Origin of the sequence: Pseudooceanicola aquaeponti (assembly GCF_050897975.1) — a bacterium.
In the GTDB taxonomy this organism is placed as follows: Bacteria; Pseudomonadota; Alphaproteobacteria; order Rhodobacterales; family Rhodobacteraceae; genus Pseudooceanicola.
On the sequence record NZ_JBPAXY010000006.1, the window covers coordinates 57489 to 81952 of the forward strand.

Annotated in this window: 25 protein-coding genes and 2 tRNA genes; 18 read left to right on the plus strand and 9 right to left on the minus strand. The window is 69.2% G+C overall.

The genetic code is table 11. From position 1 onward, the window contains the following. Window position 1: 1 nt before the first annotated feature. On the plus strand, window positions 2-1327 hold the full coding sequence (locus ACRARE_RS15235; protein WP_432657311.1) for a UbiD family decarboxylase: 1326 nt from the start codon (window positions 2-4) through the stop codon (window positions 1325-1327). A 24-nt stretch (window positions 1328-1351) separates the two neighbouring features. On the opposite strand, the gene ACRARE_RS15240 is transcribed toward ACRARE_RS15235, so the two are convergent. Continuing rightward, window positions 1352-1813: a TIGR02444 family protein gene (locus ACRARE_RS15240; RefSeq protein WP_432657312.1), complete on the minus strand. Its 462-nt coding sequence runs from the start codon at window positions 1811-1813 to the stop codon at window positions 1352-1354. 7 nt (window positions 1814-1820) lie between these two features. Beyond that, window positions 1821-2405, minus strand: a complete 585-nt coding sequence (locus tag ACRARE_RS15245) for a UbiX family flavin prenyltransferase (protein WP_432657313.1) — start codon at window positions 2403-2405, stop codon at window positions 1821-1823. A 324-nt stretch (window positions 2406-2729) separates the two neighbouring features. On the opposite strand from ACRARE_RS15245, the gene ACRARE_RS15250 reads away from it, so the two are divergent. Continuing rightward, a complete protein-coding gene (locus ACRARE_RS15250; protein ID WP_432657314.1) occupies window positions 2730-3497 on the plus strand; it encodes an SDR family NAD(P)-dependent oxidoreductase in 768 nt (255 codons plus the stop codon). Between the two features lie 76 nt (window positions 3498-3573). On the opposite strand, the gene ACRARE_RS15255 is transcribed toward ACRARE_RS15250, so the two are convergent. Both ACRARE_RS15255 and ACRARE_RS15260 read right to left on the minus strand, forming a co-directional pair. Next, window positions 3574-4785, minus strand: coding sequence for a multidrug effflux MFS transporter (locus ACRARE_RS15255; protein WP_432657315.1), 1212 nt, complete (start codon window positions 4783-4785; stop codon window positions 3574-3576). A 29-nt stretch (window positions 4786-4814) separates the two neighbouring features. Beyond that, window positions 4815-5552: an SDR family oxidoreductase gene (locus ACRARE_RS15260; protein ID WP_432657316.1), complete on the minus strand. Its 738-nt coding sequence runs from the start codon at window positions 5550-5552 to the stop codon at window positions 4815-4817. Window positions 5553-5813: 261 nt separating this feature from the next. Here ACRARE_RS15260 and ACRARE_RS15265 point away from each other — a divergent pair, with 261 nt between their 5' ends. The 10 genes from ACRARE_RS15265 (at window position 5814) to ACRARE_RS15310 (ending at window position 13383) form a co-directional block, all read left to right on the plus strand. After that, window positions 5814-6527 carry a YoaK family protein gene (locus ACRARE_RS15265; RefSeq protein WP_432657317.1) on the plus strand — a complete coding sequence of 238 codons (714 nt, stop codon included), beginning with the start codon at window positions 5814-5816 and terminating at the stop codon, window positions 6525-6527. 202 nt (window positions 6528-6729) lie between these two features. Beyond that, complete coding sequence (gene atpD, locus ACRARE_RS15270) at window positions 6730-8190, plus strand: F0F1 ATP synthase subunit beta (protein ID WP_432657318.1); 1461 nt, start codon at window positions 6730-6732, stop codon at window positions 8188-8190. Continuing rightward, complete coding sequence (locus ACRARE_RS15275) at window positions 8187-8654, plus strand: F0F1 ATP synthase subunit epsilon (protein ID WP_432657319.1); 468 nt, start codon at window positions 8187-8189, stop codon at window positions 8652-8654. The genes atpD and ACRARE_RS15275 overlap by 4 nt, the downstream gene beginning before the upstream one ends. Then, window positions 8651-8926 (plus strand): AtpZ/AtpI family protein, encoded by a 276-nt coding sequence (locus ACRARE_RS15280; protein WP_432657320.1) that lies wholly within the window; start codon window positions 8651-8653, stop codon window positions 8924-8926. Before ACRARE_RS15275 ends, ACRARE_RS15280 begins: the two co-directional genes overlap by 4 nt. Continuing rightward, window positions 8923-9225, plus strand: a complete 303-nt coding sequence (locus ACRARE_RS15285; protein ID WP_432657321.1) for an N-ATPase subunit AtpR — start codon at window positions 8923-8925, stop codon at window positions 9223-9225. The genes ACRARE_RS15280 and ACRARE_RS15285 overlap by 4 nt, the downstream gene beginning before the upstream one ends. Next, window positions 9222-9926: a F0F1 ATP synthase subunit A gene (locus ACRARE_RS15290; RefSeq protein ID WP_432657322.1), complete on the plus strand. Its 705-nt coding sequence runs from the start codon at window positions 9222-9224 to the stop codon at window positions 9924-9926. Before ACRARE_RS15285 ends, ACRARE_RS15290 begins: the two co-directional genes overlap by 4 nt. A 3-nt stretch (window positions 9927-9929) precedes the next feature. Next, entirely contained in the window at window positions 9930-10175 is a 246-nt protein-coding gene (locus ACRARE_RS15295; RefSeq protein WP_432657323.1) for a F0F1 ATP synthase subunit C, read from the plus strand. A 7-nt stretch (window positions 10176-10182) separates the two neighbouring features. Beyond that, window positions 10183-10914, plus strand: a complete 732-nt coding sequence (locus ACRARE_RS15300) for a F0F1 ATP synthase subunit B family protein (RefSeq protein ID WP_432657324.1) — start codon at window positions 10183-10185, stop codon at window positions 10912-10914. Next, the gene (locus ACRARE_RS15305) at window positions 10907-12487 is read left to right on the plus strand and encodes a F0F1 ATP synthase subunit alpha (protein ID WP_432657325.1); all 1581 of its coding nucleotides are present in this window, start codon (window positions 10907-10909) and stop codon (window positions 12485-12487) included. Before ACRARE_RS15300 ends, ACRARE_RS15305 begins: the two co-directional genes overlap by 8 nt. Further along, entirely contained in the window at window positions 12484-13383 is a 900-nt protein-coding gene (locus tag ACRARE_RS15310) for a F0F1 ATP synthase subunit gamma (protein WP_432657326.1), read from the plus strand. Before ACRARE_RS15305 ends, ACRARE_RS15310 begins: the two co-directional genes overlap by 4 nt. A gap of 119 nt (window positions 13384-13502) precedes the next feature. On the opposite strand, the gene ACRARE_RS15315 is transcribed toward ACRARE_RS15310, so the two are convergent. Further along, a complete protein-coding gene (locus ACRARE_RS15315) occupies window positions 13503-14975 on the minus strand; it encodes a sensor histidine kinase (protein WP_432657327.1) in 1473 nt (490 codons plus the stop codon). Beyond that, entirely contained in the window at window positions 14972-15691 is a 720-nt protein-coding gene (locus ACRARE_RS15320; protein WP_432657328.1) for a response regulator transcription factor, read from the minus strand. Before ACRARE_RS15320 ends, ACRARE_RS15315 begins: the two co-directional genes overlap by 4 nt. A 283-nt stretch (window positions 15692-15974) precedes the next feature. Here ACRARE_RS15320 and ACRARE_RS15325 point away from each other — a divergent pair, with 283 nt between their 5' ends. From ACRARE_RS15325 to ACRARE_RS15350, 6 genes are all read left to right on the plus strand, one after another. Further along, window positions 15975-17216, plus strand: a complete 1242-nt coding sequence (locus ACRARE_RS15325) for an ABC transporter substrate-binding protein (RefSeq protein ID WP_432657329.1) — start codon at window positions 15975-15977, stop codon at window positions 17214-17216. Window positions 17217-17318: 102 nt separating this feature from the next. Then, window positions 17319-18191 carry a carbohydrate ABC transporter permease gene (locus ACRARE_RS15330; protein ID WP_432657330.1) on the plus strand — a complete coding sequence of 291 codons (873 nt, stop codon included), beginning with the start codon at window positions 17319-17321 and terminating at the stop codon, window positions 18189-18191. Further along, window positions 18184-19092, plus strand: coding sequence for a carbohydrate ABC transporter permease (locus ACRARE_RS15335; protein ID WP_432657331.1), 909 nt, complete (start codon window positions 18184-18186; stop codon window positions 19090-19092). The genes ACRARE_RS15330 and ACRARE_RS15335 overlap by 8 nt, the downstream gene beginning before the upstream one ends. Window positions 19093-19096: 4 nt before the next feature. Next, window positions 19097-20194, plus strand: a complete 1098-nt coding sequence (locus ACRARE_RS15340) for an ABC transporter ATP-binding protein (protein WP_432657332.1) — start codon at window positions 19097-19099, stop codon at window positions 20192-20194. A gap of 326 nt (window positions 20195-20520) precedes the next feature. Then, window positions 20521-21414, plus strand: a complete 894-nt coding sequence (locus ACRARE_RS15345; protein WP_432657333.1) for a glucokinase — start codon at window positions 20521-20523, stop codon at window positions 21412-21414. A gap of 121 nt (window positions 21415-21535) precedes the next feature. Next, window positions 21536-22312 carry an AbiU2 domain-containing protein gene (locus tag ACRARE_RS15350; RefSeq protein ID WP_432657334.1) on the plus strand — a complete coding sequence of 259 codons (777 nt, stop codon included), beginning with the start codon at window positions 21536-21538 and terminating at the stop codon, window positions 22310-22312. Between the two features lie 19 nt (window positions 22313-22331). Here ACRARE_RS15350 and ACRARE_RS15355 read toward each other — a convergent pair. The 3 genes from ACRARE_RS15355 to recJ all read right to left on the minus strand — a co-directional run bounded on the left by ACRARE_RS15355 (window position 22332) and on the right by recJ (window position 24459). After that, a tRNA-Glu gene (locus ACRARE_RS15355) sits at window positions 22332-22406 on the minus strand. Window positions 22407-22511: 105 nt separating this feature from the next. Beyond that, window positions 22512-22586 (minus strand) — tRNA-Glu (locus tag ACRARE_RS15360). A 127-nt stretch (window positions 22587-22713) separates the two neighbouring features. Next, window positions 22714-24459 (minus strand): single-stranded-DNA-specific exonuclease RecJ, encoded by a 1746-nt coding sequence (recJ, locus tag ACRARE_RS15365; protein WP_432657335.1) that lies wholly within the window; start codon window positions 24457-24459, stop codon window positions 22714-22716. Window positions 24460-24464: the final 5 nt, after the last annotated feature.

Here is a 24464-nt window from a genome sequence, read left to right on the forward strand (position 1 = left end):
CATGAAGACCACCATCGAAGACATGCGCGCCCATGGCGAACTGGCCGAGGTCAGCAAGCCCGTCCAGCCGAAACACCAGCTGGCCGCCGTCACCCGCGCGTCGCAGAAGGCCAGCGAACAGGCAGTGCTGTTTCACGACGTGGCGGGCAGCGACCTGCCGGTCATCACCAATGTCTTCGGCAGCCACGACCGCCTGCGCCGGATGATCGCCACCGCCGCCGAACAGACCTTTTGCGAACGCTGGAACGACCTGACCGAAGAGGCGGGCGCGGCCCTGGCCGAGGATTGCCTGGTGCCCTTCGAGGGCGCGGATGACTTTGTCTCGGGCAAGCTCTCGGATCTGCCCGCCATCACCTATCACGCCCGCGACGGCGGCCCCTATTTCACCTCGGCCATCTACCTGGCCAAGGATCCCGAAACCGGCGTGCCCAACCTGTCGTTTCACCGCAGCCAGATCATCAGCGATGACGAGTTGCGGGTGCGTCTGGGCGGCCCGCACGACCTGACCCGCTATCAGAAGATCGCCGAAGAAAAGGGCGAGGCGCTGGAAGCGGCGCTGTTGCTCTCGGGCCCGCCCGAAATCTTTCTCGGCGCCTGCGCCTCGCTGCCCTATGAGGCCTCCGAGCTGAACATGGCCGCCAAGATCCGCGGCGAGGCCATCGCCATGCGCCGCTGCAAGACCATCGACCTGGAGGTGCCCGCCTCGGTCGACATCGTGGTCGAGGGCCGTTTCCTGCCCAACGTCAAACGCCCCGAGGGCCCCTTTGGCGAGTTCATGGGGAACTATGTCGAGGTGGGCGACAACCACGTCTTCGAGGTGACCCATGTCAGCTATCGCCGCGATGCCGTCTTCCACTCGCTGCTCTGCGGCTCGCCCGAGGATCTGCGCCCGCTGGAGGCGGTGACGGCGGCGCGCGTCTACAAGCATGTGTCGGGCACCGTGCGGGGCGTCATCGACGTCTCCTGCCGGCCCAACGTCATGATCTCGATCATCAAGATCAAGAAGATGTACGAGGGCCACGCCCAGCACGTCTTCCTGGCCGCGCTGGCCTCGCACCTGGATTACAACAAGGTGGTGATCGTGGTGGATGAGGACGTAGACATCCAGAACATGGATGACGTGATGTGGGCCTATATGACCCGTGGCCGCGCCGATACCCGCGCCATGATCCTGAACGACATTCCGGGCTTTTACCGGGATGAGAAGAAGGACCATTGGGGCCGGCTCTGCATCGACGCCACCATGCCCTGGGGCCGCGAGGCCGAGTTCGCCCGCAAGACCGTGCCCGGCGAGGATGACATCGACCTCAAGGCCTGGCTGGACTGACCGAACCTCTCCCCCTCGGGGTTCTCACGCCCCGAGGAACCTTCGGGCCAGCGTTTCGCTGGCCCCTTTTTCATCCAGATAGGCCCGCGCCGCGCCGCCCTCGGGGGCCACGGTGTCCAGGGTTTCGAACAGGGCACAGAGGCGGGCCAGTTGCAGGCGCTCGGCGTGCAGCTCCAGCGCCTTGACCTGGTCGCGCAGGGCGGCCTCGTCTTCGGTCTGGGCTTGGGTCTTTTGCCATTGGCGCACGGCGCGCAGGGGCCGCACGACCTGGGCGCGCCACGGCTCCACGGCCTCTGTCAGCGCCTGACGCCCGGCCTTGGTGGGCGACAGGCCCGCGCGGTCGGCCAGCAGCAGGAACAGCGCCATGACCACATCGACGTCATGATCGTCCTGAAGCGCCAGACAGGTGCGTTGCAGATCCGGCGCGGCGAGGTAGAGCGCCTTCATCCGGTCCCAGCAGGTGGCGGTGAATTGGGCGCGCTCCATGGCCGTCCTATCCGTTCTTCCAGCGGCGCATCCGCCCGGTGTCGATGTCGAAAAGATCCAGAACCCGGCTGACCGAATGGTCCACCATCTCGTCCAGATCCTTGGGCATGGCATAGAAGGCCGGAACGGGCGGCGCAATGATCGCCCCCATTTCCGAGGCCTGGGTCATGGTCCGCAGGTGCCCGGTGTGCAGCGGCGTCTCGCGCACCATCAGCACCAGGCGGCGGCGTTCCTTCAGCACCACATCGGCGGCCCGGCTCATCAGGCTGGAGGTGACGCCGGTGGCGATCTCGGAAAGGGTGCGGATCGAACAGGGGGCGATGATCATCCCCATGGTGCGGAACGACCCGCTGGAGATCGCGGCGCCAATGTCGCTGGATTTATGCACCTTGTCGGCCAGATCGCGCACCTGGGCGACCTTCAGGCGGCTTTCATGGGCCAGGGTCACCTCGGCCGAGGGGGACATGACCAGGTGGCTTTCGATGTCCAGCGCGCGCAGCATTTCCAGCAGGCGGATGCCCAGCACGACGCCCGAGGCGCCAGTGATGCCGACGATCATCCGTTGCGGCGGGCGTGCGGGGGTGTCCGGCATAGGGGGCTCCGTCCTGGGCGCGGGGGCGCGAGGTGTCCGGCCATCTGGCCGCAGCGGGCGGCGGGGTGCAAGCGCCGGACGGGGCCGGGGGCGCGGCAAGGTCCGAAATCGAAAAAACGAATGCCGATTGCCGCAACCCTGCCGCGCGGCGCGGCAGGGGGGCAAGGCGGCGGGCGGGATTGATGAGGGGCGCTCATCACTCTCAGGCGCGGGGGCAGGCTAATCCTTTGGCAGGGCGGCGTTATCTCAGTTCAGGTAAGGACGCGCGCCGCCTTGTGCCGTCTCGGCCCGAGGACCGCTCCAGCAGAGAGAAAGGATACCGTCATGCACATGATGCTTGAAGGAAAGACCGCCGTGATCACTGGGGCGAGCAAGGGGATCGGCTATGCCATTGCCAAGCTGTTCTCGGAAGAGGGCGCCAATGTGGTGATCACCGCCCGCCGTCAGGGCCCGCTGGACGAGGCCGCCGAGACCATCCGCGCAGCGGGCGGCAAGGTCTTGGCGGTGGTCGCCGACAGCGCCGACCGCGAGGCCCCGGGCCGTGTGTTCAAAGAGGCGATCGAGGCCTTCGGCCAGGTCGACATCCTGGTCAACAACGCCGGTGTGGGCGAGATGTTCGCGGTCGAGAAGACCACCGATGACCACTTCGACGAGATCATGCAGATCAACCTGGCCGGGCCCTTCCGCTTTGCCCGCGAGGCGATCAACCACATGATGCCCCGCAACGAGGGGCGGATCATCAACGTCAGCTCGGTCAACGGCACCCTGCCGATCTGCGGCGTGGCCTATACCACCACCAAGGGCGGGCTGAACACCATGACCCTGAACATGGCCATTCGCCTGTCGGGCACCAGGATCCGCGTCAATGCCATCGCGCCGGGGGTGACCGACACCGACGCCGCGCGCGCCTGGGCGGCGGGCGAACAGGAAGGTGGCGGCGAGATGCTGGAATTCTCGGACAAGTACACCAACACCACCGTGCCCTCGACCCAGCCGATCGACCAGGCCTATGCGGCGCTTTATCTGGCCTCGGAGATGGGGCGTTGCGTCACCGGCCAGGTGATCCAGGTGGACAACGGTCAGTTCATCTAAGGCCTAGCGGTCAGAAACGGAAAGGCCGGGCATCTGCCCGGCCTTTTTCCTGCCTCTGGCCTGCACCGTCCGGGGATCAGCGCCCGGCCATGGCGGGCAGCCGTCCCAGCAGCCAGGTGGTGAGGAAACAGCTGACGCCCGCCAGGGCCATCACCAGGCCGAAGGGGGCGGCGGTGCCATTGGCGAAGGCTCCCACCAGGGCCGAGCCCAGGATGCCGCCGCCATATTGCAGCGCCCCGCAGAAGGCCGCGACCGACCCCGCGTCGCGCCCCGCCACGTCCAGCGCGCCCGACAGCCCGTTGGGCATCACCAGACCGGTGCAACCCAGGAACAGGAACAGCGGCACGAAGACCCCGATCCAGCCGCCAAGGTCGGTCAGCCCGGCCAGGGCCGAGCACAGGCCGAAGACCGCCGCCAGTCTGGCGCCCAGGCGCAGCACTCGCTGGGTGCCCAGGCGCGCCACGATACGGCTGTTGATCAGGTTGCCGGTGGTGACCGCGCCGACACAGGCGGCAAACAGCAGCCCGTAGGCCTCGGGCGACAACCCGTGATAGTCGATGAAGACAAAGGGGGTGCCCGCCACATAGGCGAACATGCCGATGTAGAAGAACCCCACGGCCAGGGCATGGCACAGCACCGCGGGGTTCAGGGCGATCTGCCCATAGGTGCGGAAGGCGCGGCCCAGGCGCAACTCGGGGGTGCGGGCGGCGGGGGCCAGCGGCTCTGGCAGGGTCAAGAGCGCGCCCAGGGCCACTGCCCCGATCACCACCAGCAGGGCAAAGATCATCCGCCAGCCGAAGCTGCCCGCGATCAGCGCGCCGGCGCTGGGCGCGATCACCGGGGCGATGGTCATCACCGCCATCAGCACCGACATCATCTGCGCTGCCCGCGCCCCCGCGTAAAGGTCGCGCACCATGGCCCGCGACAGCACCACGCTGGCCGCTGCGCCGAAGGCCTGCACCACCCGCCACAGCACCAGGCTGCCGATGCTGTCCGACAGGCCGCAGCCGACCGAGCCCGCGATGAACAGCGCCAGCCCCACGGCCACCGGGCCGCGCCGACCAAGCGCGTCGCTGATCGGCCCCCAGATCAGCTGACCGACCGACAGGCCGATCAGATAGGTGGTGACGGTGAATTCCATCGCCCCCGGGCCGACGCCCAGGTCCTGGGCCATGGCGGGCATGGCGGGCAGGTAGAAGTCGGTGGAAACCGAGGCGAAAGCCATGAGCAGCGACAGGACCGCCCCGGCGTGCCAGACGCCCGGTGCGCCGCGGTGGTCTTTGCTCATCTGCTCGTCGTCCTTCTTTCCCGGGCCTGTTACATCATCTGCACGGTGGGGCGCATCAAGATTTCGCTGATGTCCACATCCTCGGGTTGGCTGACCGCATAGACCACGCCGCGGGCGAAGGCATCGGGGGCGATCGCCGACTGGTCGTAGAACTCGCTCATGCCCTTCTGGATTTCTTCCGACTTGATCGACTGCACCAGCTCCGTGGCGATGGCCCCGGGCGACAGCACGGTGACCCGGCCGCCCCAGTCCTTCACCTCCTGGCGCAGGGATTCCGCGATGGCCCGGACGCCGAACTTGGTCGCCGAATAGACCGCGCCCACCGGGGTGCAGACATGGCCCGCCACGGACGAGACGAAGATGTTCTGCCCCGTGCCCTGGGCCTTCATCACCGGCAGTACCGCGCCCAGCCCGTAAAGCACGCCCTTGAGATTGACGTCGATACACCGGTCCCATTCGTCATGGCGGTTTTCCACCAGCGGGGCGAAGGGCATCAGACCGGCATTGTGCAACATGACGTCGATGCGCCCGAAGCGCGCCTGTGCCGCCTCGATGAACCCTTGCAGGGCCAGGCGGTCGGTCACATCCACCGTATGGGCCATGGCGTTCTCGGCGCCCAGTTCCGCCACCAGCGCCTCCAGCCGGTCCAGGCGGCGGGCGCCCAGGGCGACCTTGGCCCCAGCCCGGACCAGATGGCGGGCGGTTTCCGCCCCCAGACCCGAGCTGGCGCCGGTGATGACCACGATCTTGCCGTCCACATTCTGCATGGGGGCTCTCCTTCGTCTTTGTGAAACCTGGGGGCGGCCCGGCAGGCCGGGCGTCGCCCCTGATGGCCCTCAAGATATGTGGTCCCGGGCGGGGGACTATGGCGCCCGCGCTCATGATGGTGATGGGCCAGGCGACAGAACGGCGGCGGGCAGGGCAGGGGGCTGCGCCCGCCGGGCCGATTGCGCCTGCGCCGGGGCGCGTTACACTTGGCCCCGGACGCATCGGCGGGATGCGATGCGCGGGGACGGAAAGAGGCCGTTATGCTGATACATGCAGGGCAGGATCGCAGCGTCTCGGTCGATCTGCGGCTGGCGATCTGGCTGTCGCTGGCGGCGGGGGCGGTGAATGCGGCGGGGTTTCGCGCCCTGGGCTATTTCTCGGCCAATATGACCGGCAATGTCTCGACCCTGTCGGACATGATGGCCCTTGGCCGGATCGGCACCGCGCTGTGGTTCCTGGCGCTGTTGCTGGCCTTCATCCTGGGGGCCTTCGTTTCGGGCCTGCTGATCGCCATGGGGCACCGCCGCCGGATCCGGGGCATCTATGCCTTCTCGATCCTGCTGGAGGCGCTGTTGCTGGTGCTCTTGGCGCTGATGGACCTGCTGTGGCAGGTGGCTTTTGCCGGGCATCTGATGCTGATCGGCCTGTCGGCGCTGATGGGATTGCAGAACGCGGCGACGACACGGATCTCTGACGGACGGGTGCGCAGCACCCATGTCTCGGGCCTGGCCACCGACATTGGCCTCGAACTGGCGGCCCTGGCCAGCCCGGGCGAGGCCGGGGTCGATACCCGCCGTCTGGTGGCCGCCCGCCTTGGCCTGCACCTGGCCACGCTGCTGGCCTTCTTTAGCGGCGGGCTGGCCGGGGTCTGGGGCTATGAGCGCACCGGGCCGGTGGTCTTCCTGGCGGTGGCCGCGCTGCTGCTGGTGCTGGCGGTGCCGCAGCTGCGGCGCAGTTTCGCGCCTGGCGCCTGAGGCCCCGTGCAGGCGCCAGCACGGTCCCGGCGCCCCTGCCACTGCCTGCTCGGTGGGCAGGATCGGCCCGCTGTCGCCGATGGCTGCCCCTGCGACACCGCGACGGGTGACAGGCCCGGCATCCGGGTATAGGCCAGAGGTATTCCCTTCGGAGATCAGACCCTTGGCATCCGAGACCTCAGCCCCCTCCGGGCGCCCCTCCGTGCCCGCCACCCCCGAGACCCCGCCCGACGCCCTGGCCGAGGCCCCGGGCCGGGTGATCGCGATCCGGGGCGCGGTGGTCGACATAGCCTTCGACGCCGGGCCGCTGCCCGCGGTCAATGATGCGCTGGAAATCAGGGCCCCCGACAGGGATCCCGACATGGCGCCGGTGCTGGTCGAGGTGCAGGCCCACCTGGACGCCACCCGCCTGCGCGCCATCGCCCTTCAGGCCACCAGCGGTCTGCGCCGGGGCACGCCCGTTCGCGCCCTGGGCGGGCCGCTGACCGCCCCCGTGGGTCCGGCGGTGCTGGGCCGCCTGCTGGACGTGACCGGCGCCACCGGCGACCGGGGCGCGCCGCTGCCCGCCGACACCCCACGCCGCCCGATCCACGCCGCCCCGCCGCCCTTTGCCGCCCAGGGCGCGGCGGCGCAGATCTTTCATACCGGCATCAAGGTCATCGACCTGCTGGCGCCCCTGGCCCAGGGCGGCAAGGCCGCCATGTTCGGTGGCGCGGGCGTCGGCAAGACCGTCCTGGTGATGGAGCTGATCCAGGCCATGGTGGCCCGCTACGAGGGGATCTCGGTCTTTTCCGGCATCGGCGAACGCTCTCGCGAGGGGCACGAGATGTTGCAGGACATGACCGAGGCCGGGGTGCTGGGGCACACGGTGCTGGTCTATGGGCAGATGAACGAGCCCCCCGGCGCGCGCTGGCGGGTGCCGATGACCGCCCTGGCCATTTCCGAGCATTTCCGCGACGCGGAGGGGCGTAACGTCCTGCTGTTGATGGATAACGTCTTTCGCTTCGTCCAGGCGGGCTCCGAGGTGTCGGGGCTTCTGGGGCGCATGGCCAGCCGGGTGGGCTATCAGCCGACCCTGGCCACCGAGGTGGCGGCGCTTCAGGAACGCATCGCCTCGGCCAACGGGGCGGCGATCACCGCCATCGAGGCGGTCTATGTGCCCGCCGACGACTTCACCGACCCGGCGGTCACCGCCATCGCGGGCCATGTGGACAGCATGGTGGTCCTGTCGCGCGCCATGGCCGCCGATGGCATGTATCCGGCGGTGGATCCCATCGCCTCCTCCTCTATCCTGCTGGACCCGCGGGTAATGGGCGCAGAGCATGTGGCCATCGCCACCGAGGTCCGCCGCACCATCGAACATTACCGCGAGCTTCAGGATGTGATTTCGCTTCTGGGCAAGGAAGAGCTGGGCCGCGAGGATCGCCATATCGTCGACCGGGCGCGGCGCCTGCAACGTTTCCTTACCCAGCCTTTCAGCGTGACCGAGGCCTTTACCGGCATGGCGGGCCGGTCCGTCGCGCTGGAGGATACCATCGCCGGCTGTCGCGCCATCCTGGCGGGCGAGGCCGACGACTGGGACGAGGCCTCGCTTTACATGGTCGGCACCTTTGAAGAGGCCCGCGCCAAGGAAGAGGCCGCCCGCCGCGAGGCCGCCGCATGAGCGCGCCCCTGCTGCATCTGACCATCACCACGCCGATGGCCGCCCTGGTCGAGGTCCGCACCCCCTCGGTCCGGGCCGAGGATGCCAGCGGCGGTTTCGGCCTCTGGCCCGGCCATGTGGACCTACTGACGGCGCTGCCCGCCTCGGTGGTGCGCTGGCGCGATGTTGAGGGCGGCGCCTGGCACTTCTGCGCCCTGCGCGGCGGTCTGTTGAGCGTGAGGGACGGCGCCGAGGTGGCGATTGCCTGCCGCGAGGGGGTGCTGGGCCGTGATCTGGCGGAGCTGGCGGGGGATGTGGCCGCCTTCCGCGCCCGCGAGGCCGGGCAGGACCGCGACCTGCGGGTCGAACAGACCCGGCTGCACGCCCAGGCGGTGCGCCAGATGATGCGCTATCTGCGCCCGGACCGTCCGGGGCTGCTGTCGCATCCGCCGCGGATCCAGCCGGGGCAGGGGGTGCCGCGATGAGCCAGCCCCCCGACCGCACCGAAGAGGCCGCCCGCCGCAGCCAGACCCGCGACCGCCTGGGGCAGGAGGTGCCCGAACCCTCGCTGGCGGCGCGCCTGGGCCAGATCGGCATCCTGGGCTGGACCATCGTCGTTCCCATGCTGCTGGCCACGGTGCTGGGCCGCTTTCTGGACCGGGTCTTTGCCACTGGCATCTTCTTTACCGCCCCCGCCATCATGCTGGGCGCGGTGTTTGGCCTCTGGTCCGCCTGGCGCTGGATGCACCGGCAATGATGCAGCTGGCCGCCGCATATCCCGCCGCCACAGCCCTGCTGGCCGCCCTTCTGGGGCTGGGCCTGGGGGTGGTGCATTTCGCCTCGCTGCGCCGGGTGACGGATCTCTACCTCGGCCCGGGCCGGGCACCCGCGCGGGCCCTGGCGCTGCAACTGGCGCGGCTGGCGCTCTTGGTGGCGGTCTTTGTCCTGCTGGCGGGCCTTGGGGCCTATCCGCTGCTGGCGGGCGCGGCGGGCCTGGTGCTGGGCCGGGCGCTGGTGCTGCGCCGGGCGCGGGCCGAAGAGAGAGGGGAGGCGTGATGGAAAACCCGCTGGAAAGCCACGCCCTGTTCCACATCGGCCCGGTGCCGGTGGCCGAAAGCGTGGTGGTGACCTGGGCGCTGATGGCGCTGCTGGTGCTGGGCGCCGCCCTGGCCACCCGGCGCCTGGCGCTCAGCCCCTCGAAGGGGCAGGTGGTGCTGGAGATGCTGGTTTCCATGGTCGACGACCTGATCCGCGACACGATGAACCGCGACCCGGCCCCCTTCCGGGCGCTGATCGGCACCCTTCTGGTCTTTGTGCTGGTGGCCAACTGGTCCGGCCTTCTGCCGGGGGTCGAGCCGCCCACCTCGCATCTGGAAACCGACGCGGCGCTGGCGCTGGTCGTCTTCATCGCCACTATCGCCTATGGCATCCGCGCCCGGGGCCTGGGCGGCTATCTGGCCACCTTCGCCGAACCCTCCTGGGTGATGATCCCGCTGAACGTGATCGAGCAGATCACCCGGGCCTTCTCGCTGATGGTGCGCCTTTTCGGCAATGTGATGAGCGGGGTCTTTATCGCCGCCATCGTGCTGTCGCTGGCCGGGCTTCTGGTGCCGATCCCCTTCATGGCGCTGGATCTGCTGACCGGCGCCATCCAGGCCTATATCTTCGCCGTCCTCGCCACCGTCTTCATCGGCGCCGCCGCCGGTGAGGGCGCGGCGGCGCCCCCCGCTGACACGAACAATACGAAGGATCCCTGACCCATGGACAATCTTATCGAAGTGGTCTCGATCATCGCCGCAGCCCTGGCCGTGGGCATGGGGGCCATCGGCCCCGCCCTGGGCGAAGGCCGCGCCGTCGCCGCCGCCATGGATGCCATCGCCCGCCAGCCAGAGGCGGCGGGCACCATCAGCCGCACCCTGTTTGTCGGCCTGGCGATGATCGAGACCATGGCGATCTATACCCTGGTGATCGCCCTGCTGGTCCTTTTCGCCAACCCCTTCGTCTGAGCCGGTCATGACCATCGACTGGTGGACCCTCGGCCTCCAGACCGTGAACTTCCTCGTCCTGGTGGGGTTGCTGGGATATTTCCTTTTCGGTCCGGTGAACCGGATCCTGGCGGCGCGGCAACAGGCGGCGCGCGCCGGGCTGGAGGCGGCTGAGGAAGCTCGGGCCGAAGCCGAGGCCACGCGCGCCGCGGCGCGGGCCGAGCAAGAGCGCCAGGCCGCCGCCCGTGCCGCGCAGTTGGAGGCCGCCCGCGCGGAGGCGGAAGAGACCCGCGCCCGGCTGCTGGAAGAGGCGCGGCACGCCGCCGAGGAGAGCCGCGCCCAGGCCCTGGCCGATCTCGACCGCCAGCGCACCCGCCAGGCCCGCCAGCTTGAGGCGCAGGCCGCCACCCTGGCCACCGAGATTGCCGCCCGCCTGCTGGACCGCCTGCCCCCGGCGGCCCGGGTGGCGGGCTTCCTCGACGGGCTGATCGCCGCCCTGGACGCCCTGCCGCAGGCCAGCCGCGCGGCGCTCTGCGCAGGCCCGGTGACCCTGCGCACCCCCCGCCCGCTAGGCGAGGCCGAGACCGCAGAGATCGCCGCGCGCCTGGCCGAGGCCCTGGGTCAGGACGTGCCCTTCACAGTCGAGACCGACGCGGGCCTCCTGGCCGGGTTGGAACTGGTCACCCCCACGGCGGTTGTGGCCAATCACCTCCGGGCCGATCTGGACCGGATCCGGGCGGAGCTGAACGCCGATGGCTGATCCCGACATGACCCCCGAGACCGACAGCGAACCGAACGCCCCCTGGCTCGACCGCAGCCGCGCCACCCTGGCGGCCACGCCGCTGGCGGCCGAGGCCCGGGCGCTTGGCCGTGTGGTCTCGGTCGCCGATGGCGTGGCGCAGGTGGCGGGCCTGCCCGATGTGGCGCTGAACGCCCTGCTGCGTTTCGAAGGGGGCCAGCTTGGCTTTGCCCATACCCTGGACGAGGCAGTGATCGACGTGGTGGTGCTGGACGACAGCGCCGCGATCCGCGCCGGTGCCGCCGTGCGCGACCTGGGCGAGGTGGTGCAGGTGCCCGTGGGCCCGGGCCTGCTGGGCCGGGTGGTCGACCCGCTGGGCCGCCCGCTGGACGGGGCGGGGCCGGTCGAGGCGGCAGGCCATCTGCCCATCGAGCGCCCGGCGCCCGCCATCATCGAGCGTGACAACGTCTCGGAACCGCTGGAGACCGGGGTTCTGGTGGTCGACAGCCTGTTTGCCCTGGGTCGTGGCCAGCGCGAGCTGATCGTCGGCGACCGCGCCACCGGCAAGACCGCGCTGGCGGTGGATGCGATCCTCAACCAGAAGGACAGCGACGTGATCTGCATCTACGTCGCCGTGGGCCAGCGCGCCTCGGCGGTAGAGCGGGTGATCGAGGCGGTGCGCGCCCATGGCGCGCCCGAGCGCTGTATCTTCGTCATGGGGGGGGCGGCCACCGCGCCCGGCCTGCAATGGATCGCCCCCTTCGCCGGCATGGCCATGGCCGAGCATTTCCGCGACGCGGGCCAGAACGCGCTGATCGTCATCGACGACCTGACCCGCCATGCGGCCACCCACCGGGAACTGGCCCTGCTGACCCGCGAACCCCCGGGGCGCGAGGCCTACCCGGGCGACATCTTCTATCTGCACGCTAGGCTGCTGGAGCGTGCGGCGAAACTGGCGCCGGAACAGGGCGGTGGCTCGCTGACCGCGTTGCCCATTGCCGAGACCGACGCAGGCAATCTTTCGGCCTATATTCCGACCAACCTGATCTCGATCACCGACGGGCAAATCGTGCTGGACAGCGGGCTGTTCGCCGCCAACCAGCGCCCCGCCGTCGATGTGGGCCTGTCGGTCAGCCGGGTGGGCGGCAAGGCGCAGCACCGGGCGCTGCGCGACGTGTCGGGCCGGGTGCGGCTGGACTATGCCCAGTTCCAGGAGCTGGAGATGTTCACCCGCTTCGGCGGCATCTCGAACCCGCGTATCGCGGCGCAGATCGCCCGGGGCCAGCGTATCCGCGCCCTGCTGGGCCAGCCGCGCTTTACCGGCTACCGCCTGGCCGATCAGGTGGCCCTGCTGGCCGGGCTGGCCGAAGGCGCGCTGGACGGGCTGACGCCTGAGCAGATCCCCGGCTTGCGCGACAGGCTGCCCGCCTGGCTGGACAGCCGGGCCGCTGCGGCGGTGGCCGATCTGACGCGCAGCGGCCAGCTGACGGCCGAGACCCGCGCGGCGCTGGTCGCCGCCCTGGCAGATCTGGCGCGGGACATGGGCAGGGCTGCCGACAAGGCCGAGGCCGAGGCCGGGGACGCCCCCGCATGAGCGGGCGCCTGGCAGAGGTCGAGGGGCGCATCGACACGGTGCGCAAGCTCTCGTCGGTGATCGGGGCCATGCGCGGCATCGCCGCCGCCCGGGCGCAAGAGGCCCGCGCCCATCTGGACAGCATCCGCCGCTATGCCGAGACCATTGGCGCGGGCATCGGCCAGGCCATGGCGCTGATGCCCGAGGGCGACGCGGCGGGCCTGACGGACCGGGGCGCGCGCGCCTCGCAGGCGCCGGGCGATCCCGGCCATGGTCTGATCCTGCTGGCCGCCGAGCAGGGCTTTGTCGGCACCTATAACGAGCGGCTTTTCGATGCCGCCGCGCCCTATCTGACCGGCGAAGGCCCGGTTTTCCTGCTGGGGGACCGGGGCGTGCTGCTGGCGGCGGAACGGGGGCGGCCCCTGCGCTGGTCGGCGCCGATGGTGACTCATCCCGACCAGGTGCCGCGCCTGGCCACCCGGCTGACCGAGGCGATCTTTGCCCCCCTGGCCGAGGGCCGGATGCAGCGGCTGACCCTGCTTCATGCCCGCCCCGGCATGGCCACGGACCCGGGCGGCGGCGAGGGCCAGATGCGGATCGTGACGCGCCCGCTGCTGCCCTTCGATTATTCCCGCTTTCCGCCCCCCGCCAGCGCCCGCGCCGCGCCGATGCTGACCCTGCCGCCCGCCGATCTGCTGGCCGGACTGGTCGAGGAATATGTCTTTTCCGAGCTGTCGGAGGCCATCATGATGGGCTTCGCCGCCGAGAACGAGGCGCGGATGCGCGCCATGATCGCGGCCCGGGCCAATGTGATGGACAGCCTGAACAGCCTGACCGGCGAAGCCCGCCGCCTGCGCCAGGACGAGATCACCGACGAGATCGTCGAGCTGGCCGCCGGGCAGCGTGCCCGGCAGTAAGGGGCGGGAAGAGGGGGGCGCTGCCCCCCGTCGCGCGGGCGCGCGCCTCCCCCCCGGAGTATTTTCAGCCGTCGAATAGGAGGGGGCAGGGGGCCTTTGGCAGGCGGCGGCGCGCCGCCCTAGCGCCGGGCGATCTCCAGCCGGGCGATCAGCCCATGGGCCCCGTCCTGAAACGACAGGCTGCCGCCGTGCTGTTCGGCCACCGCCTGTACGATGGTCAGGCCCAGGCCGAAGCCCTCGGTGGTGGTGGCATTCTCGCCGCGCCGGAAGGGCCGCATCAGCGCCTCGACCGCGCGGGCGTCCAGGCCCTGGCCCGCATCCTCGACCAGGATGGCCACCCGGTCGGCGCCCACCTCCAGCGACAGGACGGCGTGGCGGCCGTATTTCAGCGCATTGTCGATCAGGTTGCCGATCGCCCGGCCCAGGGCGACGGGGCGGGCGGTGACCAGCACCGGGCCGGTTCCGGCGCCGGGCAGGGCGGGGGACAGGGGCACCCGCTGCTGCGCGCGGGCGGCAAAGAGGGTGCCGGGGGGCGCGATGCGCGCGGGCTCGGTCGGGCGCAGCCGCACCGGGCGGTCCATGTCGCGGTAGTCGTCCACCAGCGCCTCGATCAGCGAGCTGAGGGACAGCTCGCGCGGCGCCTCGGCGGACATCTCGGCGCGGGTATAGGTCAGCACGCTGTCGATCATCCCGGTCATCCGGTCGATGTCGCCCTCGACCTTGGCGCGCAGCCCCTCGTCGGCGATCAGCCGGGCGCGCAGGCGCAGCCGGGTGGCGGGGGTGCCCAGGTCGTGGCTGACGCCCGACAGGATCTCGGCCCGGCGCGCCAGGCGGGCGCGTTCATCGGCCAGGTGGTCGTTGACCGCCCCCACAAGCTGGGCCAGTTCCGCCGGACCGGAGGCGAAATAGCGTTCCGGCCCGCCCGCCACCCGGCGCCGCCCCAGGGCGCGGGCAAAGCCCGAGAACCGCGCCGCCACGTCCGACACCCGCGTCCAGAGCACCGCCAGGGCCAGCCCGGCCAGCAGCAGCGCCCCCAGCCGGTAGTCGCCGGGCGCCGCCGCGCAGCCCCAGAGGGCGGCGCCGTCGATGCGCATCCAGGGCGCCTCGCCCGCCTGGGCAAAAAGCACCGGATCGCTGCAATAGCTGGCCATCAGCCGGGTCACCCGGCCCAGCTTCTCGGGGGCGGTGCGCGCGCCGCCCGCCAGCTGCGCCACCTCGTAGCGCAGCCCGGCCGAGACGATGGCCAGGCGCAGCACCGGGGTGCCGAAATCCTCGGCCGTGCCGTCGCGGATCGAGACGCGGGTGACCTGGGCGGGCACCGGCACCCCTTCCAGCCGGGCGAAATCGCCCGCCTCGGCCAGGGCCTGTTCGGCCCGGGGCAGCGGCGTCATCACCAGCCCGGCGGGGGGCGTGGTGCCGCGCACCAGGCTGTCATGCAGGGTGACGCCCGCGATCTCGGCCCGGGCCAGATAGGCGCCCCAGGCCCCGCGAGAGCCCATCCATAGCGCCGTGGCCGCCACCCCCGCGGCAAAGGCCAGCAGCACCCAGGCCGTGCCGATCCCGCGCAGGCCGGGCCGCCAGCGCGCGATCACGCCGCGCCCCGCTCCACATCGGCGGCCAGCATGTAGCCGGTGCCGCGCACGGTCTTCAGGATCAGCGGCGCCTTGGGGTCACGCTCGATCTTGCCGCGCAGCCGCCCCATCAACACGTCGATCGCCCGGCCAGAGCCCTCATCCTCGGTGCCGAGGGCGGCGGCGATCTCTTCCCGGGTCAGGGGGATGCGCGGATTGGCCAGCATCACCTTCAACAGCTCGGTCTCGCGCCGCGACAGGGCCACCTGGAACCCTGCGGGCGAGAGCACCTCGTCGCGTTTGCCGTCATAGGTCCAGCCGGCGAAATCGAAGCGGTCGGTGGCGCGGCGATAGACCAGCGAGGCGGTGCGCCGGGCACGTTTGAGCACCGCGCGCACCCGCGCCAGCAGCAGGTCGGGGTTGAAGGGTTTGGCGATATAGTCGTCCGCCCCCACCTCGTAGCCCGCCATGCGCTGGTGATCGGCCGACAGGGCCGAGACCAGGATGATGGGCATGTCGTGGTCGCGGCGCAGCCGGGCGCAGATCTCGACCCCGCTGTCATCGCCCAGCATCACATCCAGCAGGATCAGGTCGATCCGGCCCGCGCCAAGGGCCGCGTCGATCTCGGCCCGGGTGGCGGCGGCGGTGACGAAAAAGCCCGAGCTGCGCAGGAACTCGGTCAGCATCTCGCGCATTTCCGCGTCGTCATCGACGACCAGCAGCCGGGCAATGGTCATGGGGGGTCCTCTCTCCTGGGGCGGATCCTAGGGGCAGGGGCGGGGCAGGGCAATCTTTGCGCGCGTCCGGGGGGCCGCACGGCTTCCCCTGCGGCAGGGATGCGCGCTGCATCGCGGCAATTTTCCCTTTCGTAACAGCCTGTAACAGAGGGGGGCAGAATCTGCCCCCTGGGTGGGGTCCGGCCCGTTTGTCGGACTTGTCAAATGCGGGGCAGGGCGGAAAGACTGCCCCATCACCGCGCCGGGAGGGGTGCGGGAGCGATGTTCAAGGGAGGACATTTCCATGTCGATGAAATCCGTTCTGGCGGCCTCTGCCGCCGTGACCTGCCTGGCGCTGCCCGCGCTGGCGGAGCCCCAGGCCGAGGTGCTGCACTGGTGGACCTCGGGCGGCGAGGCCAAATCGGTGGCCGTGCTTCAGGAAGAATTCGCCTCGCGCGGGGGCAGCTGGACCGACATGCCCGTGGCAGGCGGTGGCGGCGATGCGGCGATGACCGCACTTCGCGCCCGCGTGCTGTCGGGCAATGCGCCGACCGCCGTGCAGCTGAAGGGCCCGGCGATCCAGGAATGGTACGAAGAGGGCGTTCTGGCCGACATTTCCGATGTGGCCGAGGCCCAGGGCTGGGCCGATGTGCTGCCGGCGCAGCTGGCCGAACACATGAAATGCGAGGGCCAGTGGTGCGCCGCGCCGGTCAACGTGCACCGGGTGAACTGGGTCTGGGCCAATACCGAGATCCTGGCCGCCAACGGCATCGAGATGCCCACCACCTGGGACGAGTTCAACGCCGCCGCCGAAAAGCTGCAAGCGGCGGGCATCACGCCCCTGGCCCATGGCGGGCAGGCCTGGCAGGACGCGACGGTCTTCGAGACCGTGGTGCTGGGCATGGGCGCCGATTTCTACCAGCAGGCCCTGGTGGAACTGGACCCCGAGGCGCTTGGCTCTGACACGATGGTCAAGGTCTTCGACCAGATGCGCACCCTGCGCGGCTATGTGGATGACAACTTCTCGGGCCGCGACTGGAACCTGGCCACGGCCATGGTGATGAACGGCGAGGCCGCCTTCCAGATCATGGGCGACTGGGCCAAGGGCGAGTTCCTGGCCGCGGGCAAGACCCCGGGCGAGGATTTCACCTGTGCCGCGACCCCGGGTCATGGCTTCCTCTACAACGTCGACAGTTTCGCCATGTTCGAGGTGGACGGCGAAGACAAGCAGGCCGGTCAGGCCCTGCTGGCCGAGCTGATCGTCGGCCCCTCGTTCCAGGAGACCTTCAACCTGAACAAGGGCTCGATCCCGGTGCGCTCCGACGTGGCGCTGGATGCCTTCGACATGTGCGCCCATATCTCGGCCGAGGACATGGCGGCGGATGCCGAAGACGGCTCGCTGCTGCCCTCTTACGCCCATGGCATGGCGCTGCGCGGTGAACCCGCCGGGGCCATCACCGATGTGGTGACGGCGCATTTCAACTCCGACATGTCCTCTGAAGAGGCGGTCGAGATGCTGGTCGAGGCCGTCGCCAACGCGATGTGATCCCCGCCGGTCGCCTGCGCCGCCCGACCTTCGCCGTCGGGCGGCGTCTTTCCTTCTCCTCGCCCGGGCCCGTCTTGCGTGCCCGCCCAACCCGGACCCCCCATGACCAAATGGCTTGAAACCCATGTGCCGAAGCTGGTCCTGGCGCCCAGCTTTGCCGCCATCCTTCTGTTCGTTTACGGCTTCATCGCCTGGACCGCCTGGGTCTCTTTGACCAAGTCCAAGCTGATGCCGCGCTACGAAATCGACGGGATCGGCCAGTACACCAAACTTTTCTCGACCCCCCGCTGGGACACGGCGATGACCAACCTGGCCATCTATGGCGTGCTGTTCATCGCCATTGCCATGCTGCTGGGTCTGATGCTGGCCATCCTGCTGGACCAGCGGATCCGCGTCGAAGGGGCGATCCGCACCATCTACCTCTACCCGATGGCGCTTTCGATGATCGTCACCGGCACCGCCTGGAAATGGATCCTGAACCCCGGTCTGGGGCTGGAGGCCATGGTGCGGGGCTGGGGCTTTGAAAACTTCACCTTCAACTGGCTGGTCGACCCCGACATGGCGATCTACACCATCGTCCTGGCGGGGGTCTGGCAATCGGCGGGCTTTGTCATGGCGCTGTTCCTGGCCGGGCTGCGGTCGGTGGATGGCGAGATCATCAAGGCCGCGCAGGTCGACGGCATTCCGCACTGGCGGATCTATACGGCGATCATCATCCCCTCGATGGCGCCGGTCTTCCTGTCGGCCTTTATCGTGCTGTCGCACCTGGCGATCAAAAGCTTCGACCTGGTCATCGCCCTGACCGGCGGCGGGCCCGGCTATGCCACCGATCTGCCCGCGACCTACATGTACGCCATGGCGTTTTCGCGCGGCAATCTGGGTCAGGCGGCCAGTTCCGCCATGGTGATGATGGCCGTCGTCTTTGCTATCGTCGTTCCCTACCTTTATTCCGAACTGAGGGCGAAACATGACTGACCTCGCCTATATCTCTGCCCGCGCGGGCCAGCGCAGCCTGGGCGCGCGCCTGGGCCGGATCGCCCTGCGCTGGACGCTGTACCTGGTGCTGGGGGTCTTCGCCCTGTGGTTCCTGATGCCGCTGTTCGTCATGGTCACCACCTCGCTGAAATCGCTGGACGAGATCCGCACCGGATCGCTGGTGGCCCTGCCGCGCGACGTGACCTTCGAGGCCTGGAAGACCGCCTGGGGATCCGCCTGTACCGGGATCCAGTGCGAGGGGCTGAAACCCTATCTGTGGAACTCGGTCCTGATCGCGGTGCCGGGCGTGGCGATCTCGACCATGATCGGGGCGCTGAACGGCTATGTCTTCGCCCAGTGGCGGTTCCGGGGCGCCAACCTGCTGTTCGCAGCGCTGCTGTTCGGCTGTTTCATCCCCTTCCAGGTGGTGTTGCTGCCCATGGCGCGGATGCTGGGCATCCTCGGGCTGGCGGGCACGATCCCAGGGCTGATCCTGGTGCATACGGTCTACGGCATCGGCTTTACCACGCTGTTTTTCCGCAACTATTACGTGACGATCCCGCAGGAATTGGTGCGGGCGGCCAAGATCGACGGGGCGGGGTTCTTTCGCATCTTCTGGTCGATCTTCCTGCCGCTGTCGCTGCCGATCTTTGTCGTCTCGGTGATCTGGCAGTTTACCCAGATCTGGAACGACTTCCTCTTCGGCGTCTCCTTCAGCTCGGCCGGCACCCAGCCGGTGACCGTGGCGCTGAACAACATCGTCAACTCCACCACCGGCGTGAAGGCCTACAACGTGGACATGGCCGCCGCGATCCTCGCGGCCCTGCCCACGCTTCTGGTCTATGTCGTCGCCGGCAAGTATTTCATCCGCGGCCTGACGGCCGGCTCCGTGAAGGGATAAGCTCATGGCCCCGATCCTCGATATCAAGAACCTCGACAAGTCCTATGGCCAGACCAAGATCCTGCGCGACATCAACGTGGCGATCGAGCCGGGCGATTTCCTGGTCCTCGTCGGCCCCTCGGGCTGCGGCAAGTCCACGCTGCTGAACTGCATCGCCGGGCTCGAGCCGATCACCGGCGGGTCCATCGGCATTGCCGGGCAGGACATGACCGACGTCAGCCCCAAGGACCGCAACATCGCCATGGTGTTCCAAAGCTATGCGCTTTACCCCACCATGACGGTGGCCAAGAACATTACCTTCGGGATGAAGGTGCGCGGCATCGACCAGGCGACGCAGAACGCCAAGCTGGCCGAGGTGGCCGAGCTGTTGCAGATCTCGCAGCTTCTGGACCGCAAGCCGGGGCAGCTGTCGGGCGGGCAGCGCCAGCGGGTGGCCATGGGCCGCGCCCTGGTGCGCGATCCGGCGCTCTTCCTCTTCGACGAGCCGCTATCGAACCTCGACGCCAAGCTGCGCGTCGAGATGCGCACCGAGATCAAGAAGCTGCACCAGACCCTGGGCGCCTCGATCGTCTATGTGACCCATGACCAGATCGAGGCCATGACCCTGGCAACGCGGATTGTGGTGATGAAGGGCGGGGTGATCCAGCAGATCGGCACCCCCGCCGAGATCTACAACCGGCCCGCGAACCTGTTCGTGGCGGATTTCATGGGCAGCCCGGCGATGAACCTGATCCCCGCCAAGGTGGCGCGCGACGGCAGCGGCCACCGGATCGAGATCGCCCGGGCCTCCGAGCCGCCATTGGTTCTGGCCGACCCGCGCCCGCTGGACCTGCCCGCCGATGTGATCCTGGGCCTGCGGCCCGAGGATATCGCCGAGGCGGGCTATCGCTCTGGCGATCAGGTGCAGGAGGCGGCCTGTCAGGTGGATATGGTCGAGCCGGCGGGGGCCGACACCTATGTGGTGTCGCATCTGGGTGGCAAGCAGGTGACGGCGCGGCTGCACGCCGAGACCTCGGCCCGCGCCGGGGCGCCGCTGACCCTGGCCTTTGACCTGGCCAAGGTGTCGTATTTTGCCCCGGAAAGCGGTGAGCGGCTGAACTGAGGCGTCGCGACGGGTCGAGGGGTAGAAGGGGGGGCTCTGCCCCCCCTTTCGCCTGCGGCTCAATTCCCCCCCCGGGATATTTTTGGCAATGAGAAGAGAGGGGCGGGGGTCAGCCGACCCTGCGTGGTGTGGGATGAGAAGGGCCACGCCCCGGCTGAGAGTTGGGGCGCATCGGGGGCGAGGCGGGACCCTTGGGCATTGGTGGGGCTGGTTGCCCGTGGCGGGGGCGGGGCGGCGAAAAAGCCCGGCTTTGGGCCGGGCGGCCATTGGTTTTACCGCTAACATTGGCTATGCAACCGGCGACGACAGCTTTCGGCGAGGGACAGATGAAACTGGTTGCTGATGTGGGCGGGACCAATGTGCGCTTCGCGCTGGCCGAGGGGACGCGGATCCTGCCGCAGACCATCCGGGCCTATCGCAACGACGATTTCGCCACCTTCTATGGCGCGGCCGACCACTACCTGGCCGAGGCCGCCCCGGGGGCGCTGGACCGGGTCTGTGTCGCCGTCGCGGGGCCGGTGACCGGTGATCATGCGCGGCTGACCAATCGCGACTGGTCGTTTCAACTCGACCGGCTGATCGAGCGTTACGCCCCCGAGGCGCGGCTGATCAACGACCTTGAGGCCCTGGGCTATTCCGTCCCCGCCCTGGGGGCCGATGGGGTGCAGATGGTGACCGAGGGCGTGGCGCCCTGGGGCAACCAGGCGCTGGTCGCCGGGATCGGCACCGGGTTCAACGTCAGCCCGGTGGTGATCCGCGACGAGGGGCCGGTGGTGCCCAAGGCCGAGATGGGCCATGTGCAGCTGGCCGCGCGGATTCATGACGCGGTCAACGCGCGGGTTCGTGGCGCCGTGCACGGGTTCGAGACGATCGAACATCTGTTCTCGGGGCGCGGCTTCGAACGGCTGTGGCACCTCGCCACCGGGCGCAGCGAGACGCCCGCGGGGCTGATGGGATCGGGCGATGCCGACCTGGCGGCCCATGTCACCTTCTATGCCGAGCTGATGGCGATGCTGGCCCAGGACCTGACCCTGGCCTTTCTGCCGGGGCAGGGGATCCATTTTGCCGGGGGCGTGGCCCGGGCGGTGCTGCTGCACGGCGGCGCCCCGGCCTTCGCCGCCGCCTATGGCCGCCCGCTGGCGCTGGATACCGCCTGGCATGTGCCGGTGAAGCTGATCCTGGACGACACCGCCGCCCTGGCAGGCTGCGCGGCGGCCTAAGGGGCGCTGACGCTGCCTTTGTCTGGCGGTCTGCGGCAGGGCGACCGGCTATCGCTGTCTTGTTGTCTTCGCTAGTGTCGAAGGCCAAATCAGGAGTGAGGAGCATCCGCAAGGGGGCGGTATGGGAACCACATTTCCAGACAATTTAAGCGAGCAGGCCCGACTGGAGCGCGCAAAGGTGCTCACTGGCAAGCTCGTTGATCATACCTGCGCCCTGATACGGCTGGCAGAGAACAACGCTGTCGTGCTTTATTCCGATAGGCTCTCTGCCCAGATCCCAAGATCGCGAGCTGCCAATGCTTTCAACGATATGCAGCACAGTATGCAGTCCTATTTCCTGGTGCGGTTGAGCGCCATTTGGGACAAGGGGACGGCTGACCGTGTGAGCATACCGACCGTACATAAGCTGATCTCAACACCTGAGGTGAAAGAGCGCGTTGTTCGTGAGACGTATCACTATCATGCGACAGTTGAAGAGCCGAGGCGCCCGGAAGCGGCGGTGGATCCCGAGCAGCAGCGTTTCCTGAGCGAACATCGGGAGCGGATGCGCAAGGAACGCGGGGCCTATGAGAGCGAACGCGTCGGCAGATGGTTCGCAGCCGTTGACAGGGTTGTTCCCAAAGTCGAACAAACCTATCTCGCGGCCGCTCTGAGGCCTTTCCGCGATGGCTTCCTTGCCCACAACCTCAGGGGAGAGGCAGTCAACAAGGGGAACCCGGTCAAGTTTCGTCGTGGGCATGAAATGCGGCTTTTGAAACTCACGATCTATATCGTCGACAGGCTGCACTTGGCGCTCAATGGCGCCAGCTTTGACTGGGAGGGGGCGCGACGCCAGGCGAGGAGAAATGCCAATGAGCTGTGGCACTCGTGCCGCTTCGACCTTCCACCGGGTCGCTAGGTCTAAGCAGTGCTGGTAATGGTAGCCCGTAGGGGAATCGAACCCCTCTTTCCAGGTTGAAAACCTGGCGTCCTAACCGATAGACGAACGGGCCACTGGGGCGGGCTCTGCTGCATCTGGCGGCGAGCCTATGACGCGTAAGCGGCGGATCTGTCACCCTTTTGTGCGACATCCTCTGCATATGCAGAGAGGCGCAGGGTGGTAGCCCGTAGGGGAATCGAACCCCTCTTTCCAGGTTGAAAACCTGGCGTCCTAACCGATAGACGAACGGGCCGCGCTTGGCGTGAGGCGGTTTCTATGAAATGGCGTGTCCCACTGCAAGGTCTTTTTTCGCCTCGGGATCACTTTTTTGTCCACCCCGGGCCGCGCCGAAGGGGCGGGGGGCAAGTGGTTGTCAGGGCTTACTTTTCCGTGGCGGGCGCCGCGTCTTCCAGGCGCAGCTGCACGCTTTGGCGGCCGCCCCAAACGTTGATCTCCAGCCGCCCGGCCAGGTGGAAGCTTTGGCCGCCGTGGTTCTCCAGCGCCGGGCCCAGGGGGCCGTCGAAGGCGCCAAAGCAGATCCCCTCGATCCGGCCGCCCATGCCGTCGGAAAAGGCGATCTTCAGGTGGCTGTCACCGACCCGTTTGGCGAAGGAGATTCGCTGCGCGGGGAAGGCGAAGCGGGGGGCGGGGGCGGCGGCGCCATAGGGGCCTGCTGCCTCGAGCTGTGCGATCAGTTCGGGCGTCGCGGCGCCGGGCATCAAGAGGCCGTCCAGCTTCAGATCCGCCGGGCCCGCCTGACCGGCGCCCTGCTTCTCCAGCAGCTCGGTCAGCCTGGCCATGGCCGGTTCCAGCTGGTCGCGGGTGACGGTCAGGCCCGCGGCCATCTTGTGCCCGCCGCCCTTCACCAGAAAGCCCTCGGCGGCCAGTTTCTGGATCGAGGCGCCCAGGTCGACGCCCGAGATCGAGCGGCCCGAGCCCTTGCCCTCGTCGCCGTCGAAGCCGATGACCACGGCGGGGCGATTGGTGGCCTCTTTCAGGCGCGAGGCGACGATGCCCACCACGCCCGGGTGCCAGCCCTCGCCTGCCGCCCATACCAGCGGCGCCTCCAGCCCGCGGGCCTCGGCCTGGGCCATGGCGGCGGCGCGCACCTCGGCCTCGATCTCGCGGCGTTCCGCGTTCAGGGCGTCCAGCCGTTCCGCCATGGCCTTGGCCTCGAGCGGGTTGTCGGTGGCCAGAAGGCGCGCGCCCAGGTCGGCGGCGCCGATGCGCCCGCCCGCGTTGACGCGCGGGCCCAGCAGAAAGCCCAGGTGGTAGGCGGCGGGGGCCGTGGTCAGCCGGGCCACATCCGACAGGGCCACCAGCCCGGGCCGTTCGCGCCGCGCCATCACCTTCAGCCCCTGGCGCACCAGCGCCCGGTTCACCCCCAGAAGGGGCGCCACATCGGCCACCGTGGCCAGGGCAACCAGGTCCAGCATCCGCATCAGGTCGGGGCCCTGGGCGCCCGCGTCGCGCATCTGGCGGTTGGCCTCGACCAGCATCAGGAAGACCACGGCGGCGGCGCAAAGATGCGCCAGCGCGCCGTCCTCGTCCTGGCGGTTGGGGTTCACCACGGCGACACAGTCGGGCAGGGTCTCGCCGCCCAGGTGGTGATCCAGGATCACCACGTCACAGCCTGCCGCCGCCACCGGCTCGTGGCTCAGGGTGCCGCAGTCGACGCAAAGGATCAGGTCGTGGGCGCGGCCCAGCTCCTGCATGGCGGGGACGTTGGGGCCGTAGCCCTCGTCGATGCGGTCGGGGATATAGAGGGTGGCGGGGCGGCCCATGGCGCGCAGCCAGTCGATCAGCAGCGCGGCAGAGCTGCCGCCGTCGACGTCGTAGTCGGCGAAGATGGCGATGCGCTCGCGCCCCTTCACCGCGCGCAGAAAGCGGGCGGCGGCGGTCTCCATGTCGCGCAGACTGCGCGGATCGGGCAGCAGGGCGCCCAGCTTCGGATCCAGGAAGGCGGCGGTGTCGCCGGGGGCCACGCCGCGCCGGGCCAGCACGCGGGCCAGGGGGGCGGGCAGGTGGTCGGTCTGCTCCAGGGCTTCGGACAGACGCTCGACCTCCGGCCCGGGGCCGACCCAGCGGCGGCCTGTGACCGAGGTGGAAACGTCGAGGAAATCCATGGCCT

Coding starts and splice junctions, on each gene's coding strand:
- ACRARE_RS15235 (WP_432657311.1), top strand. CDS start 2: ATGAAGACCACCATCGAAGACATGCGCGCCCATGGCGAACTGGCCGAG.
- ACRARE_RS15240 (WP_432657312.1), bottom strand. CDS start 1,813: ATGGAGCGCGCCCAATTCACCGCCACCTGCTGGGACCGGATGAAGGCG.
- ACRARE_RS15245 (WP_432657313.1), bottom strand. CDS start 2,405: ATGCCGGACACCCCCGCACGCCCGCCGCAACGGATGATCGTCGGCATC.
- ACRARE_RS15250 (WP_432657314.1), top strand. CDS start 2,730: ATGCACATGATGCTTGAAGGAAAGACCGCCGTGATCACTGGGGCGAGC.
- ACRARE_RS15255 (WP_432657315.1), bottom strand. CDS start 4,785: ATGAGCAAAGACCACCGCGGCGCACCGGGCGTCTGGCACGCCGGGGCG.
- ACRARE_RS15260 (WP_432657316.1), bottom strand. CDS start 5,552: ATGCAGAATGTGGACGGCAAGATCGTGGTCATCACCGGCGCCAGCTCG.
- ACRARE_RS15265 (WP_432657317.1), top strand. CDS start 5,814: ATGCTGATACATGCAGGGCAGGATCGCAGCGTCTCGGTCGATCTGCGG.
- ACRARE_RS15275 (WP_432657319.1), top strand. CDS start 8,187: ATGAGCGCGCCCCTGCTGCATCTGACCATCACCACGCCGATGGCCGCC.
- ACRARE_RS15280 (WP_432657320.1), top strand. CDS start 8,651: ATGAGCCAGCCCCCCGACCGCACCGAAGAGGCCGCCCGCCGCAGCCAG.
- ACRARE_RS15285 (WP_432657321.1), top strand. CDS start 8,923: ATGATGCAGCTGGCCGCCGCATATCCCGCCGCCACAGCCCTGCTGGCC.
- ACRARE_RS15295 (WP_432657323.1), top strand. CDS start 9,930: ATGGACAATCTTATCGAAGTGGTCTCGATCATCGCCGCAGCCCTGGCC.
- ACRARE_RS15300 (WP_432657324.1), top strand. CDS start 10,183: ATGACCATCGACTGGTGGACCCTCGGCCTCCAGACCGTGAACTTCCTC.
- ACRARE_RS15305 (WP_432657325.1), top strand. CDS start 10,907: ATGGCTGATCCCGACATGACCCCCGAGACCGACAGCGAACCGAACGCC.
- ACRARE_RS15310 (WP_432657326.1), top strand. CDS start 12,484: ATGAGCGGGCGCCTGGCAGAGGTCGAGGGGCGCATCGACACGGTGCGC.
- ACRARE_RS15320 (WP_432657328.1), bottom strand. CDS start 15,691: ATGACCATTGCCCGGCTGCTGGTCGTCGATGACGACGCGGAAATGCGC.
- ACRARE_RS15325 (WP_432657329.1), top strand. CDS start 15,975: ATGTCGATGAAATCCGTTCTGGCGGCCTCTGCCGCCGTGACCTGCCTG.
- ACRARE_RS15330 (WP_432657330.1), top strand. CDS start 17,319: ATGACCAAATGGCTTGAAACCCATGTGCCGAAGCTGGTCCTGGCGCCC.
- ACRARE_RS15335 (WP_432657331.1), top strand. CDS start 18,184: ATGACTGACCTCGCCTATATCTCTGCCCGCGCGGGCCAGCGCAGCCTG.
- ACRARE_RS15340 (WP_432657332.1), top strand. CDS start 19,097: ATGGCCCCGATCCTCGATATCAAGAACCTCGACAAGTCCTATGGCCAG.
- ACRARE_RS15345 (WP_432657333.1), top strand. CDS start 20,521: ATGAAACTGGTTGCTGATGTGGGCGGGACCAATGTGCGCTTCGCGCTG.
- ACRARE_RS15350 (WP_432657334.1), top strand. CDS start 21,536: ATGGGAACCACATTTCCAGACAATTTAAGCGAGCAGGCCCGACTGGAG.
- recJ (WP_432657335.1), bottom strand. CDS start 24,459: ATGGATTTCCTCGACGTTTCCACCTCGGTCACAGGCCGCCGCTGGGTC.